The organism is Streptomyces sp. NPDC055078 (assembly GCF_053607985.1).
On record NZ_JBSGUP010000124.1, the window covers coordinates 1 to 15894 of the forward strand.

Annotated in this window: 13 protein-coding genes; 3 read left to right on the forward strand and 10 right to left on the reverse strand. The window is 70.0% G+C overall.

Annotated features, from left to right (window positions below; genetic code table 11):
- Nucleotides 1-369: 369 nt before the first annotated feature.
- The 3 genes from ACWF94_RS13705 to ACWF94_RS13715 are packed head-to-tail and all read right to left on the reverse strand — an operon-like array spanning nucleotide 370 to nucleotide 1564.
- Complete coding sequence (locus ACWF94_RS13705; protein WP_453487532.1) at nucleotides 370-690, reverse strand: hypothetical protein; 321 nt, start codon at nucleotides 688-690, stop codon at nucleotides 370-372.
- 48 nt (nucleotides 691-738) lie between these two features.
- Nucleotides 739-1017 carry a hypothetical protein gene (locus ACWF94_RS13710; protein ID WP_453487533.1) on the reverse strand — a complete coding sequence of 93 codons (279 nt, stop codon included), beginning with the start codon at nucleotides 1015-1017 and terminating at the stop codon, nucleotides 739-741.
- Complete coding sequence (locus ACWF94_RS13715) at nucleotides 1007-1564, reverse strand: bifunctional DNA primase/polymerase (RefSeq protein WP_453487544.1); 558 nt, start codon at nucleotides 1562-1564, stop codon at nucleotides 1007-1009. The genes ACWF94_RS13710 and ACWF94_RS13715 overlap by 11 nt, the downstream gene beginning before the upstream one ends.
- 374 nt (nucleotides 1565-1938) lie before the next feature.
- Between ACWF94_RS13715 and ACWF94_RS13720 the strand changes: the two genes are divergently transcribed.
- The gene (locus ACWF94_RS13720; protein ID WP_453487534.1) at nucleotides 1939-3186 is read left to right on the forward strand and encodes a hypothetical protein; all 1248 of its coding nucleotides are present in this window, start codon (nucleotides 1939-1941) and stop codon (nucleotides 3184-3186) included.
- 5 nt (nucleotides 3187-3191) lie between these two features.
- Here the strand turns inward: ACWF94_RS13720 and ACWF94_RS13725 are convergent, their stop codons facing one another.
- From ACWF94_RS13725 to ACWF94_RS13750, 6 genes are all read right to left on the reverse strand, one after another.
- Nucleotides 3192-4106, reverse strand: a complete 915-nt coding sequence (locus tag ACWF94_RS13725; RefSeq protein ID WP_453487535.1) for a phosphotransferase — start codon at nucleotides 4104-4106, stop codon at nucleotides 3192-3194.
- Between the two features lie 376 nt (nucleotides 4107-4482).
- A complete protein-coding gene (locus ACWF94_RS13730; protein WP_453487536.1) occupies nucleotides 4483-4803 on the reverse strand; it encodes a hypothetical protein in 321 nt (106 codons plus the stop codon).
- A 138-nt stretch (nucleotides 4804-4941) separates the two neighbouring features.
- On the reverse strand, nucleotides 4942-5679 hold the full coding sequence (locus tag ACWF94_RS13735) for an SDR family oxidoreductase (protein ID WP_453487537.1): 738 nt from the start codon (nucleotides 5677-5679) through the stop codon (nucleotides 4942-4944).
- Nucleotides 5680-5801: 122 nt separating this feature from the next.
- Nucleotides 5802-6500, reverse strand: a complete 699-nt coding sequence (locus ACWF94_RS13740; RefSeq protein ID WP_453487538.1) for a TetR/AcrR family transcriptional regulator — start codon at nucleotides 6498-6500, stop codon at nucleotides 5802-5804.
- Between the two features lie 431 nt (nucleotides 6501-6931).
- Complete coding sequence (locus ACWF94_RS13745; RefSeq protein ID WP_453487539.1) at nucleotides 6932-8374, reverse strand: MFS transporter; 1443 nt, start codon at nucleotides 8372-8374, stop codon at nucleotides 6932-6934.
- Between the two features lie 30 nt (nucleotides 8375-8404).
- Nucleotides 8405-9682 (reverse strand): M20 metallopeptidase family protein, encoded by a 1278-nt coding sequence (locus ACWF94_RS13750; protein ID WP_453487540.1) that lies wholly within the window; start codon nucleotides 9680-9682, stop codon nucleotides 8405-8407.
- 106 nt (nucleotides 9683-9788) lie between these two features.
- Here ACWF94_RS13750 and ACWF94_RS13755 point away from each other — a divergent pair, with 106 nt between their 5' ends.
- Nucleotides 9789-10901, forward strand: a complete 1113-nt coding sequence (locus ACWF94_RS13755; RefSeq protein ID WP_453487541.1) for an Lrp/AsnC family transcriptional regulator — start codon at nucleotides 9789-9791, stop codon at nucleotides 10899-10901.
- 207 nt (nucleotides 10902-11108) lie between these two features.
- Here ACWF94_RS13755 and ACWF94_RS13760 read toward each other — a convergent pair whose 3' ends face one another.
- A complete protein-coding gene (locus ACWF94_RS13760) occupies nucleotides 11109-13379 on the reverse strand; it encodes a Dyp-type peroxidase (RefSeq protein ID WP_453487542.1) in 2271 nt (756 codons plus the stop codon).
- 447 nt (nucleotides 13380-13826) lie between these two features.
- On the opposite strand from ACWF94_RS13760, the gene ACWF94_RS13765 reads away from it, so the two are divergent.
- The gene (locus ACWF94_RS13765; protein ID WP_453487543.1) at nucleotides 13827-15836 is read left to right on the forward strand and encodes a galactose oxidase-like domain-containing protein; all 2010 of its coding nucleotides are present in this window, start codon (nucleotides 13827-13829) and stop codon (nucleotides 15834-15836) included.
- The last annotated feature ends 58 nt before the right edge of the window (nucleotides 15837-15894 follow it).

Below are 15894 nucleotides of genomic sequence, written 5' to 3' on the forward strand. Positions count from 1 at the left end.
GTCCGGGCTGCGGCGCTGGGGCGCCGGTCCCGTCCGGGCGGCCGGGCCGCCATTGTCACAGGGGCCGTCGGCCTACGAGTCTTGAGCCACCTCCCCGATCCGGGCCCCTCGCCGAGCAGGACCAGGGGGCCATCGGGCACATCAGCGGGCAGGCCAGGGGCTGCCCGATTTCGCGGGCCAGCGTGAGGCCCCCTGATCCTGCTCGACCCCGGACCGGGCAGGACACCGGCCCAACACTCTCCAGCCGACTACATGAATGGACCCTGCACGCCGACCGCTGGGGGGGGAGGGTGCGGCGTGCAGGGCCCAGGGCCGGTCTGCCGAAGGAGGGAGTCTCGTACCTCGGCGGACCGGAGCAGGGGCAGCCGTTCAGGCTGCGGGAGACTCAGGGCAGAGTTCTCCGGGCGGGGTGCCGGCTCGGTCGCCCATCTCCAGGGCGAGGCCGGTAGCGAGGGCCCGCGCCAGTAACTCAGCCGCCTCCGGGCGTACGGCACCCAGGCAGACCAGCCCGTCGCCGTTGACGTTCACATCCGCCTTGAGGCCCGGGAAGTCCGAGTCGAGCCCGAGCGCGGCCAACTGGTCCGCCAGAGCGCTGGCACCACGAGCAGCGTCGGCCCAGCCCCGTACGTAGGACACTCCCGGGAACAGGTCCTCGGCCCGCTTCGCGATCACTCCTCGCCGGTCTGTCATGATCCTTCGCCTCTCTTCCCCGTTCAGGTTGCCGATCCCTCGACTCGTTCAGCGGTCCGTCTGGAGGCCGCAGCTCCCCCCGTCGGACTGCAACTCGCACGCCAGCGCGCGCCTCAGCAACTCCGCCAGCCGTTCCGCTCCTTCGGGGGATACGCGGCCGAGTTCGACCAGCCCATGCCCGAACGCGTTCACCTGCGCTTGCAGATAGGGAAAGTCCTTCTCCATCGCCGCCGAGACCAGTACGTCCCGGAGAGCGGCAGTCGCGTTCCGCGCGGCGTACCAGGTGTCGCTGTCGGCAGGCGACCACTGGGCAGCATCACCGTCCATCGGCTTGCGCCTCCACCAGTTCCTGCGCGACGGCCGCCTCCGGGGTCGGGTACTGCTCTCCGTACCGGTCGACCCGCTCCAGCAGCCGAGCGGCAGCGACGAACATGACCGCCAAGGCCACCACCCGGAGGGGCGAAGCCTCCGGTCGCCGCGCGGGTGCGGTGAGCCACTGGTAGCGGTCGCCGGCCATGGGCATGGGTCCGGGTGTCACGACACAGGACCCGAGTTCCAGGTACTTGTACGCAGGCACCGGCCCGCCCTCGGCTTCCCTTGCGAGAAGACTCACGAAACGTTCGCGGGACCGTGAGACGAGGAAGAAGCCGACCCGCCTCGCCTTCATATCCACCATGACCGGGCCGAGCGGCATCCCCCGGCGTACCAGTTGGTCGAAGACCTCCATCCCGGTCCGCTGCTCGATCGCCACCACATCGAAAAGGCGTCCGGTCGAGAACATATGAGGCCCCCGCGGGTTGTCCTCCCAATGCGCCCGGCACGTCACCGGGTCGTCAGCCGCAGCGGAAAGCCACTCGATGCCTCGCCTTGTCATCGTCTGCACGTCGTCCACCTCAGTCGGTCGTACGACGACCTGCCGAGCCGCCGTGCAACCAGCCTCGCCACCAGGCCCTGAACTGGGCAGATGACGAGAGGTGACACGGGGTGACGAGCCCCGGGTCAACGTCCCCGCCCCTCGTCACCCCACGCGGGAGGCGCAATTCTCCCCAACTCCCTATATTCATAGGGAGGTAAAACCCATGTCAGGCACTCCAGCCGAAGGAGGCGGAGACAACGGTCCGGACACAGCCCTTCAGCGCCCTTCTGCTCAGCGCACGGAAGAACCTTGGCTGGAGTCAGCCGCGCCTCATCCGAGAACTGCGTCAAGCGGCCGCCCGACGTGGTCAAACCCTGCCGTCCGATGCGAGCGTGAAGCGCCGCATCGCAAGCTGGGAGAACGGCCACGGCGTTCCCGATGAGTTCTACGGTTCACTTCTGTGTGACGCCCTTGGCGTCAGCGCCGTCGAACTCGGCCTCAACCTGACTCGCCAGGACGACGACCTTCTGAACGCGAGCTATCCCAACAGTCCTGAGGCGGCTTTCGCGAACGTCGATCAGTTATGGCGTGCCGACCTCAGCGGACACGAGCCGCTGCTCACGTCCGCTCCCTCAGAGCCCGCATGGAGTGAAGCTTCGCTCCGCTGGCTCGTAGCACCCGAAGCGTCCTTCCCCGCCCGCCCGACGACAGACAGTCCCAGGGTCGGTCTCGCCGATGTGGCAATGATCAAGTCCACGGCTGACATGTTCGTCCAGCTCGACGACCGATTCGGCGGAGATCACGCGCGGCAGAGCCTCATTCAGTACCTCAGCCGCGATGTCGTGCCGCTCCTCTCCGGCCAGTACACCCAGGCAGTAGGCCGCGCCCTGTTCGCAACGGTCGCCGAGGCAACGCTCCTCGCCGGATGGATGTCGTACGACGCCTGCCACCACGGTCTTGCCCAGCGGTACTTCCTCCAGGCGCTCCGGTTCGCCCAGGACGGGAACGACCGCCGTCTCGCGGGGAGCATCCTCTCCGCCATGAGCCACCAGGCCACGTTCCTCGGCCACTACACCCAGGCCGCCACCCTCGCCCGCGGCGCCCGCATGGGCATTTCCAACGTCGCGACGCCGACCCTCATGGCTCAGTTCCACGCAATGGAAGCCCGAGCCCTCGCCCGCACCGGGGACACCCGCGCGTGCGAACTCGCCCTGTCCGAGTCCACCAAGGCACTGGAGCGACGCAACACCGACGACGAGCCGGAGTGGATCACCTACTTCGATGACATCGAACTCGCTGCCGAGGCCGCCCACTGCTTCCGCGACGTGAGCAGCGCGCGCCAATCGGTCGCTCACGCGGAGAACGCGGTCAGCGGGACACACGTACGGAGCGACTTCTTCGCGACCATGGTTCTCGCCGACGCCCACATGCATGCCGGTGATCCGGAAGAAGCCTGCCGGGTGGCATCGGACGCTCTCGACCTGGGCGAGCAACTGAAGTCGGCCCGGTGCGTCAGCTACCTCGCCGAGTTCCGCAGGAACCTGTCACGGGCGGACACGACGGCAGTCGTGCGCGAGTTCCGCGATCAGGCCGAGGAACACCGGCTCTGGATCGCGGCCGGACACCAGCTTCGCGGCTGATCGAGTCAGAAGGGCTGCCAGTCCCGTCGGCTGCCGCCTGTCTGAAGCGTCCGTACGCGCCGAGTGAACTCCTCGGCCGACCTCGGGTCGGTGGTCACCTGATGGCCCAGCCAGAGCGTCATCTTGAGTTCTCGCAGGTCAGCCAGCACGGGATAGCCGGGCCAGTTCAACAGGTCGAAACCGTAGTGATGGACGAACGACTCGTACTCGGTCCGGGTGTGCCAGCCGAAGCGCTCGTAGTAGAGCGAGGTGAGGACGAGATCCCATTCACGCTGACCCAGCGAGAAGCCGTCGAGGTCTATCAGCAGAGGCCGCCGGCTCCTGTCACGGAGCGCGTTACCGACGTTCGCGTCTCCGTGGATCATCCCGAAGTCGAGGACCCAGTCGAGTCGGTCGTACTCCTTGTGGATCTTGCCCGCGCGTTCCTCCAGGAACCCGAGGTCATCCCCGTCGACACCCCGCAGCTCCCGCAGCGAATCCCAGACCTCGGCGAAGGGGTCGTAGTACGACAGCCCGAGCGAGTCCGGCTCATCCAGCCAGTGCAGCCGCCGCAGCAGATCACCCAACTCCGCCAGGTCCGCGTACTCCTCGCGGTCCTGGGCGCTCTCCCAGAAGGTGACCACCCAGCCGTCCACCGTCAGCGGCTGCTCCAGCCCCGGCACCACCCGAGTAGCCGGGAAGCCCTCCGCCTCCAGCCACCGCGCCACCCGGACCACCCGCGCCATGTCCGCCAGAGCGTCCCGATCTCGCGCGATACGAACGATCACCGGCGAAGCGGTCAGCCGGTAGACAGCGTTGGAGCCAAGCCTCAGCAACTCCGCCCCCGCTGGCTCCAGCTCCGCCGCCCCGCAAGCCTGCGCAAGGACGACACCCGCCGCCTCCGCCGTGAACCCCGTCCCACCCGCAGCGCCCGAAGTCATGGCACCGACGCTACAGCCCACTCGGATCACACGGCAGACAGCCTCGTAATGACGACGTAATGATCACGTGTCGAGCGACCGTGCCGGGGCACCTGCGCACCAGGTCAGAGGCTATATGCCCGCCCATGCACACCTGGGCTCCGGAGCCGTGTGCGCAGGTTCGAATCCTGCCGGGGGCACTCGCCTGGGAACAGCGGAAATCAAGCGCTGTTCAGAGCGGATGCCGACAGGAGAGAGCGGGAGCCAGTTTCACTGGGTCCCGCTCTTTGCCGTTGCTTCACCCTGGTCGGTACGGCGTCCGGAGCTGGGCTGCTTCTCTCTCCTGCGGGGCCCGTCGCGTATCAGGCCGGGCACACGGCCGCGCCGGGCGGCAGCCTCAGCGCGTCTTCAAGCCGCGGTCTTCGAGTTCGTCCGCGCACTCGTTGGGCATCGCCACGTCCCTGACTGTGATCTGGTACCCAGGGGTCGCGGACGGCTTGAGCGCTTCCCGCTGCTCGCGTTCGGCCCCGGCGCGGGCTTGTTCGATGCTGTCGGCGATCTCCTGGCAGTCGATGGCGTACGTACCTGTCGGTGTCGGCACCTCGACGGGGGACATCGGCTCGCCCGGGTGCGGTTCGGTGTCGAGGGCGGAGGTGGCAGCGATGCCGGCCAGGCACAGGCCGGCCCAGGCGGCGATGATCCGGCGGCGGGCGCTCAAGAGCCGGCCGTTCCGACCGCCGGCCCAACGGCAGTGATCGCGACGGTGTCGCTGATGGCCTCGATCTCGTTGACTCCTCGAACCCGTTGACTCCTTGAGGAAGGGTACGGTTGCCCGGTCCGCCGGGGCGGACCGGGGTCAGGCGAGGCCGCCGTTGGCGTAGAGGATCTGTCCGTTGACCCACCGGGCCGGGCCCGCCAGGAAGGCGACCACCTCGGCGATGTCCTGTGGGGTGCCCAGGCGTTCGAGCGGGGGCGCCTTGGTGAGGTTGTCGATCGTGCTCTGGTCCTTGCCTTCGAGGAACAGCGGGGTGGCGGTGGGGCCGGGGGCTACGGCGTTGACGGTGATGTCCTTGCCGCGCAGTTCCCTGGCCAGTACGGGAGTCATGGCGTCGACCGCGCCCTTGGCGGCCACGTAGGCGCCGTAAGTCGGGAAGCCCAGGCGGGTGACGGTGCTGGAGAAGTTGATGATCGCGCCGCCCGGGCGTACTCGCCGGGCCGCCTGCTGGGAGACCACGAAGGTGCCGCGGATGTTGATGCGGTGCATCCGGTCGAGGTCGTCGAGGTCCAGGGTGACGATCGGGGACAGCAGCATGATGCCTGCCGTGTTCACCACGACGTCGATGCCCCCGAACTCCTGCTCCACGGCGGCGAACGCCGAGGCCATGGCGTGTTCGTCGGCGACATCGCCGCTCACCGCGATGGCCCGGCCGCCGGTCTGGGTCACCGCGGTGACCGTCTCTTCGGCCCTGGCCTTGTTGCCCGCGTAGTGCACGGCGACCGCGGAGCCGTCTCGCGCCAGGCGCTCGACGACGGCCCGGCCGATGCCGCCCGAGCCGCCGGTGATCAGGGCGACGCGCGCGGTGTCGTTGTTCATGTCTCCTCCTTGAGTGGGTTCACGGCCGGCCGACGCCATGCACCATGCGCCGCGCGTCACGTGTGTGTGGGTGCGGGGTCCGGCGATGCGGTGCAAAAGGTCAGCCGATGCGCCGCAGGAGGTCAGCTCGTGCGGCCCGGGTCCGCGAGCCGGGTCAGCCACTGACCGAGCAGTCCCGACTCCGCGGCGGTGAAGGGCTCGGGTGTGAGCCCGTCGAGCGAGGACAGCAGCGTGGTGGCGGCCGCCCGGCGTACATCGTCCGCCGAGGTGTCGGTGGCGGGGTCGAGCAGGATGGCCCGGTGGATCGCGTCGCGGACCAGGATCGACAGGCTCGTGTCGGGATACTGCGCGGGGCGGGTGATCAGGGCGAGCGCGACCCCGGTGTTCGCGGACATGACCATCCGCGCGGCCACATCCGGTGGCACGCGGAGGCGTCCCAGCACAGCGAGCCGCTCCAGAACCCCGCGCAGGATACGCATGGCTTCCTCGGCCGCTTCGGGCTCGGAGCGCAGCGTCGGGGAGAACATCAGCCGGTAGGCGTTGGGATGGGTGAGCGCGAACGCGGTGTGGCTGTCCCAGCCGGCTCGCAGGTCCCGCAGCGGGTCCTCGGACTTCTCGGCCGTGCGCTTGGTCTCAAGGTACTGATCCCAGACGTGGTCGACCGTCGCCGCGAGCAGACCGTCCTTGCCGTCGAAGAACCGGTAGAGCACGGGCTGCTGCACCCCGGCCGCCTCGCACACCGCCCGGGTGGACACCTCGCCGCTGGGCGACTGTGCCAGCAGGGCAGCCGCCGCCTCGATTATCGCCGATCTGGCATCCATGCGATCAACGCTAACAGTCTGGTGAATCGATGACAACAGTTTGCTGTTATCGACGGTACGGTGTTGTCCGTTTCCCGGCACCCTGCGGAGGGCCTGGATCGCCCCGAGCCCCGAGCCGCCCCCGCCGGACACACCCGCGTTCGACGGAACGGGAGCCGTCCAGCGCCCTGAGGTCTGCCTCGGTAGGACCGCCCACGACGCTCTCCACCCCTGCTCCTGACGTCGCTCGTGACGGCCGTCAGCAGATGAACTCCGATCGGCCCCCTCCGGACCGATCGGCCCGGCGATCGGCCCGGAGGCAGCCTCATGACAGGGACAACGTGACAGCCGCGTACGGTGTCCGCCCGGCGGCGACGGCGGATCGCTCCGTGCCGCACCCCCTGGGTCCGGACGGGCACCCGGCCCGCCGCTGCCCGGTGCCGAAGGACGGCTCACCCTGCGGCGGCTCGTTCAGGAACAGCGGTGGCCCGGCCGCGTGGGGTCCGCGTCGTGTGGATCAGGGCCGCGACCAGGGCGACGAGGGCCATCGTCGCCTGGGCCATCCACACAAGGGTGTAGGCGCGGCCGGTGGGGATGGTGCCGTCGTGGAGGTTCGCCGCGAAGATCGCGCCGAGCACCGCGCTGCCGATCGCGGCCCCGATGACGATGGAGAGCTGGTAGACGCCCTGGCCCGTGGACATCTCCCGCTGCCGGAGTTCGCCGACCATCACGGCACGGGCGGATCCGGCGACGAACCCCAGTCCCGCCGTGCCGAGCATCGCGAAGACGAGGTACTCGGCGACCGAGTCCCGGAAGAAGATGAGCCCGGTGGCGTTGACGGCGACGCACGCGCTGCCGATGACCATGATCCAGGAGAATCCGATCCAGCGGCTGAGCGGTGCGCTCAGCGCCGCCGTCAGCACCGCGAGGCCGATCTTGGGAATGAGCATCAGACCGATCTCGGAGGCGCTGAGTCCCAGTTCGAGGCCCATGAACATCGAGTTGGCCATCTGTCCGCCCTCGACCGCGAAGTACACCCCCGCCCCGACGACGTACACCGGCACCAGCCGGGGCCGGAACAGGAACCGCAGGTCGGCGAGCGGCTGGTCGACGCGCAGTTCGACGATCACCCAGGCGGCGAGCACCAGGACCCCCAGGCCGAGCGCGGCGACGATGCGCACGGAGGACCAGCCCCAGGACGGGCCCTGGTTCAGCCCGAGCAGCAGACAGGCGAGGCCCGTACCGAGCAGCGCCGCCCCGGCCCAGTCGACGCGCGCCTCCGGGTCCCGGACCGTGTCCTCGTGCCCCAGCCACAGCAGGCCGGACCCGATCACGGTGCCCACGACGGGGATCCACAGCACCCAGTCCGGGCCGTTGGCCATCTTGACGAGCTGGCTGGTGGCGATCGCCCCGACCAGTCCGCCGAACAGCAGGCACGATGTGAGGTAGACGACGGCGCGGCGCGTGACGTCGGCGTCGAACCGTGAGCGGATCAGGCCGAACATCAGCGGCAGCAACGCGGGGAAGAGGCCCTGGAGGAAGCGGCCCGCCAGGAGGGTTCCGAAGTTCGGGGCGACCGCGATGATCAGGGACCCCAGGGCGACCAGGCCGAGCACGATCCGCAGGATCCGGCGGTGGCCGTACAGGTCGCCGAGCTTGGCGAACAGCGGGGTGCCGAGCGCGCCGGAGATGGTGAACACGGTCAGCGCCCACGCCAGGGTGCCCGCGTCGACGCCGAACTTCCGGGACAGCGAGGGGTAGAGGGGGATGAAGTAGATCTGGAGGACACCGCTGAAGAACTCGATGAACAGCAGGGGCAGCAGCACTGCGACGGGCTTACTTGACCAGCCGGGGCGGTCCGGTCTCTTCGCGGTGGACGGCGTGGCGAGGGGCATGGCGGGTTCCTGTTCTCGGGGGCCCGGTGTTCAGGCGGCGAGTCTGCGGAGCGCGAGTTCGCTGTAGAGCGCGGCGCCGTCGGCGAGCACACCGTCGTCGAAGACGGCGAGCGGCGAGTGGTTCATCGGACCGGCGCCGTTGGTGCCCGCGCCGGAGGTAACGGCGCCGGAGGGCGCCCCACCACCAGGCGCAGTGCCGCCCGGCGCAGTGCCGCCCGGCACCGCACCGCCCGTGCCCGCGGGCACGGCGCCGAGGAAGACGTACGCACCGGGGATCTCGGCGAGCACCCGGGAGAAGTCCTCGGCTCCGGGCACCGGCTGGGGGATCCAGCTGAACCGCTGCTCGCCGTACAGGTCCGCGACGACGCCCGCGGCGAACTCGGCCTCGGTGTCGTCGTTGACGGTGACCGGGTACTCCTCGGTGTAGTCGATCTCCACCTTCAGTCCGTGCGCGGCGGCGACCCCCTCGCACACCCGGAACACCCCCTCTCTCACGCGCGTCTGGGTCTCGGCCGAGAACGTCCGCACCGTCGCGTCGAACCTGACCTGGTCCGGAATCACATTGCTCGCGGTGCCGCCCTGGAACACGCCGACCGTCAGCACGAGGGGTTCGAAGGTGTCGAAGGAGCGGGCCACGAAGGTCTGGAGGGCGGTGACCATCTCGCAGGCCGCGGGGATGGGATCGAGCGCGAGGTGCGGGGCGGCCCCATGCCCGCCCCGGCCGCGCACGGTCACCCGGACCGAATCGGAGGCCGCGAGCAGCGGGCCCCGGCGGGTCCTGAACACCCCGTTCGCCGCCTGCCCGAGCGCCACATGCAGGGCGTACGCGGCGACGGGCCGCGCCCCGGACGCTTCGAGGACGCCCTCATCGATCATCAGCCGGGCGCCGTCGTATCCCTCCTCGCCCGGCTGGAACATGAACACCACATCGCCCGCGAGCGCCTCACGGCGGGCACACAGCAGCTTCGCGGCCCCCACCAGCATCGCGGTGTGCAGGTCGTGGCCGCAGGCGTGCATCTGTCCGGGGATACGGGAGGCGTAGTCAAGCCCGCCGGCCTCGGCGACCGGCAGCGCGTCCATGTCGCCCCTCAGCAGTACGGCGGGACCCGGCCGGCCGCCGCGCAGAACGCCGGTCACCGAGCTGAGCGCCGTACCGGTGGTCAGCTCCAGCGGGAGCCCGTCCAGTGCGGCGAGTACCTTCTCCTGGGTACGGGGCAGGTGCAGACCGATCTCGGGTTCGGCGTGCAGGGCCCGGCGCAGCCGCACCAGATCGCCCTGCAACTCCTTCGCATCTTCCAGAATCGTCACGGATCACTCCTCGATGGGGGCACCGGTTCCTCCGGTAGGGCATTGTGTTGCCGAAGGCCCGTGATGGATCGAAAATCGCAGGATTGTGCTAAGGGGGGTTCCATCGATGCAGGAATCTGCCACCGACCCCGATGAGCTGGACCTGGCCCTGATCCATGCCCTGCAACTCGATCCCCGGGCTCCCTGGTCCAAGGTCGGCACCGCCCTCGGGGTGGACCCGGTCACCGCCGCGCGGCGGTGGGCACGGCTGACGGAGGCGGGAGTCGCCTGGGTCACCGCCCACCCGGCGGGCCTGCTCCGGACCGCCGCGTTCATCGCGGTCGACTGCGAGGCCGGGCGGGTGCTGTCCACCGCCGCCACGCTGGCCCGCTGGCCCCATGTGATCAGCGTGGAGCACACCAGCGGCGCCCACGACCTGCTGCTGACCGTGGCGACACCCGGCCTGCACGCGCTCTCGCGCTATGTGCACGACGCCATCGGGGCCGTGGCAGGGGTCCGGTCCACCCGCACCCATCTGGTCACCAGGGCGTACGCGCTGGGCGGCGACTGGCGGCTCAGGGCGCTGGACGCCCGGCAGTTGGAGCGGATGGGCTCACCGGCGCTCACCGGCACCCGCACGGTCAGACCGCTCCCCGAGGTGGACCGCCAACTTCTGCGGATGCTGGGCCGCGACGGCCGCGCCTCGCTGACGGAACTGGCCTCGGAGGTGGGGTGCGCGATCAGCACCGTACAGCGGCGGCTGCGGTCGATGGTGGCCGTCCGGGCGCTGGTGTTCCGCTGCGATGTCGCCCATACGCTGTCGGGGTGGCCGATCCCGGTGACGCTGTGGGCGCGAGCACCCGCCGATCAACTGGACTCGATCGCGAACGGCCTCACCGCCGTCCCCGAGACCCGCGCCTGCGCCCTCCTCACCGGCAGCGCGGGCAACTTCCACCACAACGCGTGGCTGCGCACGCTCAACGACAGTCACCGGCTGGAACTCCTCCTGGCCGAGCGGTTTCCCGCCGTGCAGGTCGTCGACCGGACCGTGACGCTCGGGTACATCAAGCGGACGGGCAGGCTGCTGGACGACCAGGGCCGCAGCGTCGGGGTCGTCCCGATGGATGTGTGGGGCGATCCGGTGGAGGCCGCGAGGGCGGCGGAGCGAGGAGCTGCGGGGAGGGTGGCGGCGGGGGCGGTCGCGACGAGCCCGGCCGGGGCGGGGGCGGCCGGGCGCTGACCCGGACCCGGCGGACCCGGACCCGACCCCTGAGTCGGCGAACCCGGACCCGGACCCGGACGACGCTGACCCCTGGCGCGTACGGGCAAGGGCGGCCGGGTAGTGACCCGGGCCCGGACGGCGGCGCCCCGCACGCCGGCGCCCGCACCCCGCTGCCGTACACACGACCGTGGCGCGGGCGGCCGTCACCCGCGCCATCGGCGGGCCTCAGCCGGTCAGGGACTTCCACAGGGCGATCGAACGGTCATCGACCACGACCTGGTCGCTGTGCCCGGAGCCGTCGGCGATGGAGATGATGCGGTACTTGTCCTGGTGAAACACCCAGAACAGGCTGAATCCGTTGACGCGCTGCGTATCCGGCACGGCGAGGAACTCGTCCACCCGGGAGATGCCCGCCAGCGACTGCCACAGGCTCAGCGAGCGGTCGCCGCGCTCGATCACATCGTGGTGTGCGGAGCCGTCGGCGATCGAGATCAGCCGGTAGACCTGCTGGCCGGGGGTGGAGTGGAAGAGCCAGTAGTGGCTCTGCCCGTTCCGCCGCTGCATGTCGGGGACCGGCAGAAAGGCGTCCACCTGCTCGATTCCGTTGAAGGAGGCCCAGGACGAGATCGGCCGGTCGGGCCGGTCGACGGCGGTGGCCGCGTCGGGTGCGAGGCCGGACTCGGCTCCGTCCAGGACCGAGATCACCCGGTAGACCTGACGGCCCTCGACGGTGTGGAACAGCCAGTAGCGGCTGCGGCCGTTGACGCGCTGCTCGTCCGGGACCGGCAGGATCGCGTCCACCTTGGACACCCCGGTGTAGCAGGGCCAGGTGGTCAGCGGCCGGTCGGGGCGCTCCTCGACGTCGTGGTGCGCGGACCCGTCGGCGATCGAGATGGTGCGGCAGACCGGTCCGCCGCTGCCGGTCCCGTAGGCCCAGTACCAGCTCTTGCCCTGCTCCCGCTGGCGATCGGGGATCGGGAGGAACGCGTCGGTCGGGCGGACGACGCTCGGGAGCTTGTCGGTGAGGCGGCCCTCGCCCAGCAGCCGCAGTGTGGTGAGCGAGGGGACGAAGGCGTAGACCGATCCCTCGGTGGTGACGAACGGCTGGAAGCTCAGCCCGGTCGTCGCGTCGGGGGTCTCGAAGGCGAGTTCGCCGTTGGGGCCGACCATCCCGTCGGGGCCGGGCTTGGTGGGGCGGTTCGGCGGGAAGTCGGGCTCGTTCATCCAGCGCTTCTGGATGAACTCGAACTGTTCCACGAGGTCGGACTGGTAGCAGACGAAGAGCAGCCCGCGCGGGTGGTCGGGGCCGCCGGGGCCGTCCGACGCGGGGTCGAAGGGTGCCCCGTAGGGGGCGCCGCGGCGGATGATCCGGCGTCGGTCCATGACCGGGTTCTCGGGGAGCGGGGGCCCGCCCGGCTTCTCCTGGAGGCCGTCCCGGGGGTTCGTCTGGCGCAGATGCGAGAAGAGCGGGGTGGTGAATCCCTCAGGGTCGTTGAGATAGCCGAAGTCGTTGTCCTGAGCCGCGAGGGCGTTGTCGGGCATATCGGCGTGCGGGCACTTGGCGACGGGGGTGCCCGAGCGCCAGCGGCCCACGAGCCGGGCGGCCAGCCATTCGCCGGTCGCCTCGTCCGGGACCACCTTGGCCTTGCGCAGAACCTTCAGCTGGGCGGCGACCTGGGCCCACCAGCCGGGGACGTCCTGGGCGAGCCTGCGCACCACCTGGAAGCTGCCGTTCGCGGCCCACTCCGGCAGTTCGTCGTACGGGATCCCGCCGACCCGGTCGTGGCCGACGACGAACTCGCCTGCCGGGATCAGCCGGGTGCCGGGGTGATCCTTGACGTACGCCGGATCGCGCGGGTCCGGCTCGTCGAAGCCGATCACACCCGGCTCGCTGACCCCGTCCTTGAAGCCGAAGTGCTCCTTGCCTCGGCGGGTGCCCGACAGGGTGGCGGCGTCCTGCTGGAAGACGATCACGATCTTGGCCTGGGCGGCTGCCTCGCGCTGGTCGGTGAGCGCCTCCTGGAGCCCCTGGGCGGTGTCGGACGCCACGGTGAGCACGGCGTGGACGGTCTGGCCCTTGCCGTCGCCGAACAGCCAGTTCTCCGGGGAACTGTCACCGGTGTCCCCCAGCGAGCGCTTGTCCGACCCCTGTTTGAACGCCTCCAGGGTGCCGCCCTGCCGGACCGAGGGCAGCGGGTCCTTGCCGCCGACGAGGACCTTAAGACCCTCGTAGGTGAAGCTGACGTTCGTCCAGGTGGCCTTCAGGCTCTGCGGGTCATCGCCGCCGGTGGCCTGCCTGGCCTGGCGGAACGCCGCGTTGAAGGTGGCGACCTGCCGGGTGGTGGAGATCTGGGACGCGAGCCGCTTCGCCCAGGTCCGCGCCCGCGTCGGGTCCTCGAACTTGAGGAAGAGCAGGGTCATACGGTCCTTCTTGAAGCCCGCGATCACATCACCCTGGATGTCGTCGCTCTCCCGTAGCTTCAGCGCTTCTGCCATGCCTTCTCCTCAGCGGTCAATGATCAGCGGTCAATGATCAGCGGACGGCGATCAGCACCATCGGACAGTGGTCTGCGGACGGCGGACACCGGGCAGCGGCTGTCCGTCAGCGGCCAGGGGGCGGCGGGCAGCGGCCACACCTGCCGCAAGTCACGGACAGTAGTCATGGTGACGCTCTATGTGAATCACCGGAAAGGTGGACGCACCGGAGGCCCCCCTTGCCCGATCAGGTGCGCCGCGACGAAACCCCTCGTCCGCAAGGGCCTTGACCCGCTTGGCCCCGGGAGCCTCACCCGCCTGCACGGCATCGCGCGACAGCGGACAGTCGGCAATCCGACACTTAGGGTAGCCATCTCTTCACACCATGTGTTCGCCCTCGGGGCCGGTGGCACGACGCTGCCGCGACAGCCGCCGCGCGGGCCCTGTCCCTCTCTCGCTAGGAGTTCCATGTCCCACAGAAAGCTGTCCGGGCCGTCGTCCAGGAGGGCGCTGTCCACCGCGATCTCCGTATGCGCCGTCTCCGCGCTGACCTTCACCGTGCTGTCCGCCGGTCCGGCCGCCGCTCACGGGAGCGGCGGTGACTCCCCCTCGGCCGGCCGGGCGCACACCCACCCGCCGAAGGGCGACCGCACGAAGACCGGCCCGTCGAAGGGCGACCGGACGAAGACCGGCCGGGCGAAGGCAGAACGGACGAAGTCCGACTCCGCGAAGGCCGACCCTGACGAGGCGCGGGCCATCGGCGCCGACCACGCCGAGGAGCACGCCATGACCAGGCGGGCCATCCGGGCCGTCGGCGAATACCCGCAGACCACCCGTACGGAGCGGCTCAAGGCCCTCGGCGCCTCCCAGGCCCAGGTCAACGCGGGGTTCGACCCGATGGACGCCGGACGGTTCCGGGAGTACTTCCAGTCCCCGGACTTCGCCGCCCATATCGCCATGCTCCCCACCGGCAAGGTGCTGCTGTTCTCCTTCGAGCGGATCGAGAACAACCCGCAGAAGGAGCCCGCGCCGACCGACACCATCGGCAAGGAGAACGCGGGCCGCGCGTATCTGTGGGATCCGGCCAAGGGCACCGCCCCGGGCTCGTTCACCAAGGTGACACCGCCGGTGATCAATATGCCGGACGGGCTGAACCAGCCCCGCCCCGCGCCGTTCTTCTGCGCCGGTCACTCCTTCCTGCCCAACGGAATGCTCGGCGTCTTCGGCGGCAACCTCGGCGGCAACGGCGGTAGCGGCGCCAAGCTCTCCCTCGTCTTCGACCCATGGGAGGAGAGGTGGTACCAGAACCAGGACATGGCGACCGGCCGGTGGTACCCGTCGGTGGTGACCGGTGCCGACGGACGGCAGCTGATCATGTCCGGCCAGTCGGAACTCGGCTGGGGCACCCCCACCCCGATCGTCGAGCGCTTCCCCGCCCTCAGCAACCCCGTACCCACGGCCAAGACGGACCGGCCGGTGAACTGGGCGCCGGAGCGGTTCAGGGCCGACGCCCCGTACAAGCGTGACTATCCGCATCTCTTCTCGCTGCGCGACGGCAAGATCTACGGGCTGGGCCGGAACCCCGACCAGCAGTGGAAGTTCGACATCACCAGCGAGACCCGGACGGACCTGGCACCCCGCCCGGACGGCATGCCGCGCAACTACGGGTCCGCCGTGCCGCTCCCGGCCGGCTTCAAGGGCCCGGACTCGGTGCTGGTGCTCGGCGGGGACCGGGACGACCCGAACACGTACCAGTTCGTCGGCAACCAGTGGAGCAAGGAGAAGGCGCGAGCCTTCGGCCGTACCCAGGACAACACCCTGCTCATGCCGGACGCCACCTTGATGACCGTCAACGGCGCCTACGACATCCGCGACTACGGCAACGGCCCGTACAACCCCAACGCGGATCCGAAGTACCGCCAGGTCGAACTGCGCGATGAGAACGGCAACTGGAAGCTCGGCCCGGCGCAGCGGCTGCCGCGCGGCTACCACTCCAACGCCGTGGTGCTCCCGGACGGCCGGGTCATGGTCACCGGTGATGAACTCCAGCAGCTCGCCAACGATCCCGACGTCGCCGACGACATGAACGGCAGCATCGAGATCTACGAACCCGCCTACCTCCAGCAGGGCGGCCGTCCGCACCTCGGCCAGGTGTTCAACCCGTCCGTCAACTTCAACGAGAAGATCACCGTCAGCAGCGATACGGCCGCATCGGTCACCCGCGCCGTTCTGCTGGCGCCGACCACCGCGACCCACTCGGTCAACACCAGCCAGCGCCATCTCGATCTGCGGATCAAGAGCCGTGGCGGCAGCTTCATCGAACTCCAGGCACCCCCGTCGGCCAATGCCGCCCCGCCCGGCTACTACATGCTCTTCCTCCTCAACGAGGAGGGCGTTCCCAGCACCGCCGGCTGGGTCCAGCTCAAGCCGGCCTCCGGAGGCCAGACCCGGGGGCTGACCGGCGTTTCCGCGAAGTAGCGGGCCCTTCCCCGACGTAGCGGCCCGGGGCAGCTGAGGACCTCCGCGGGTGCGGAGG

What these genes read in the sequence shown, in the direction of transcription:
- ACWF94_RS13715 (WP_453487544.1), bottom strand. Translation starts at nt 1,564, where the DNA reads ATGACAAGGCGAGGCATCGAGTGGCTTTCCGCTGCGGCTGACGACCCG.
- ACWF94_RS13705 (WP_453487532.1), bottom strand. Translation starts at nt 690, where the DNA reads ATGACAGACCGGCGAGGAGTGATCGCGAAGCGGGCCGAGGACCTGTTC.
- ACWF94_RS13725 (WP_453487535.1), bottom strand. Translation starts at nt 4,106, where the DNA reads ATGACTTCGGGCGCTGCGGGTGGGACGGGGTTCACGGCGGAGGCGGCG.
- ACWF94_RS13755 (WP_453487541.1), top strand. Translation starts at nt 9,789, where the DNA reads ATGCAGGAATCTGCCACCGACCCCGATGAGCTGGACCTGGCCCTGATC.
- ACWF94_RS13740 (WP_453487538.1), bottom strand. Translation starts at nt 6,500, where the DNA reads ATGGATGCCAGATCGGCGATAATCGAGGCGGCGGCTGCCCTGCTGGCA.
- ACWF94_RS13765 (WP_453487543.1), top strand. Translation starts at nt 13,827, where the DNA reads ATGTCCCACAGAAAGCTGTCCGGGCCGTCGTCCAGGAGGGCGCTGTCC.
- ACWF94_RS13760 (WP_453487542.1), bottom strand. Translation starts at nt 13,379, where the DNA reads ATGGCAGAAGCGCTGAAGCTACGGGAGAGCGACGACATCCAGGGTGAT.
- ACWF94_RS13745 (WP_453487539.1), bottom strand. Translation starts at nt 8,374, where the DNA reads ATGCCCCTCGCCACGCCGTCCACCGCGAAGAGACCGGACCGCCCCGGC.
- ACWF94_RS13710 (WP_453487533.1), bottom strand. Translation starts at nt 1,017, where the DNA reads ATGGACGGTGATGCTGCCCAGTGGTCGCCTGCCGACAGCGACACCTGG.
- ACWF94_RS13735 (WP_453487537.1), bottom strand. Translation starts at nt 5,679, where the DNA reads ATGAACAACGACACCGCGCGCGTCGCCCTGATCACCGGCGGCTCGGGC.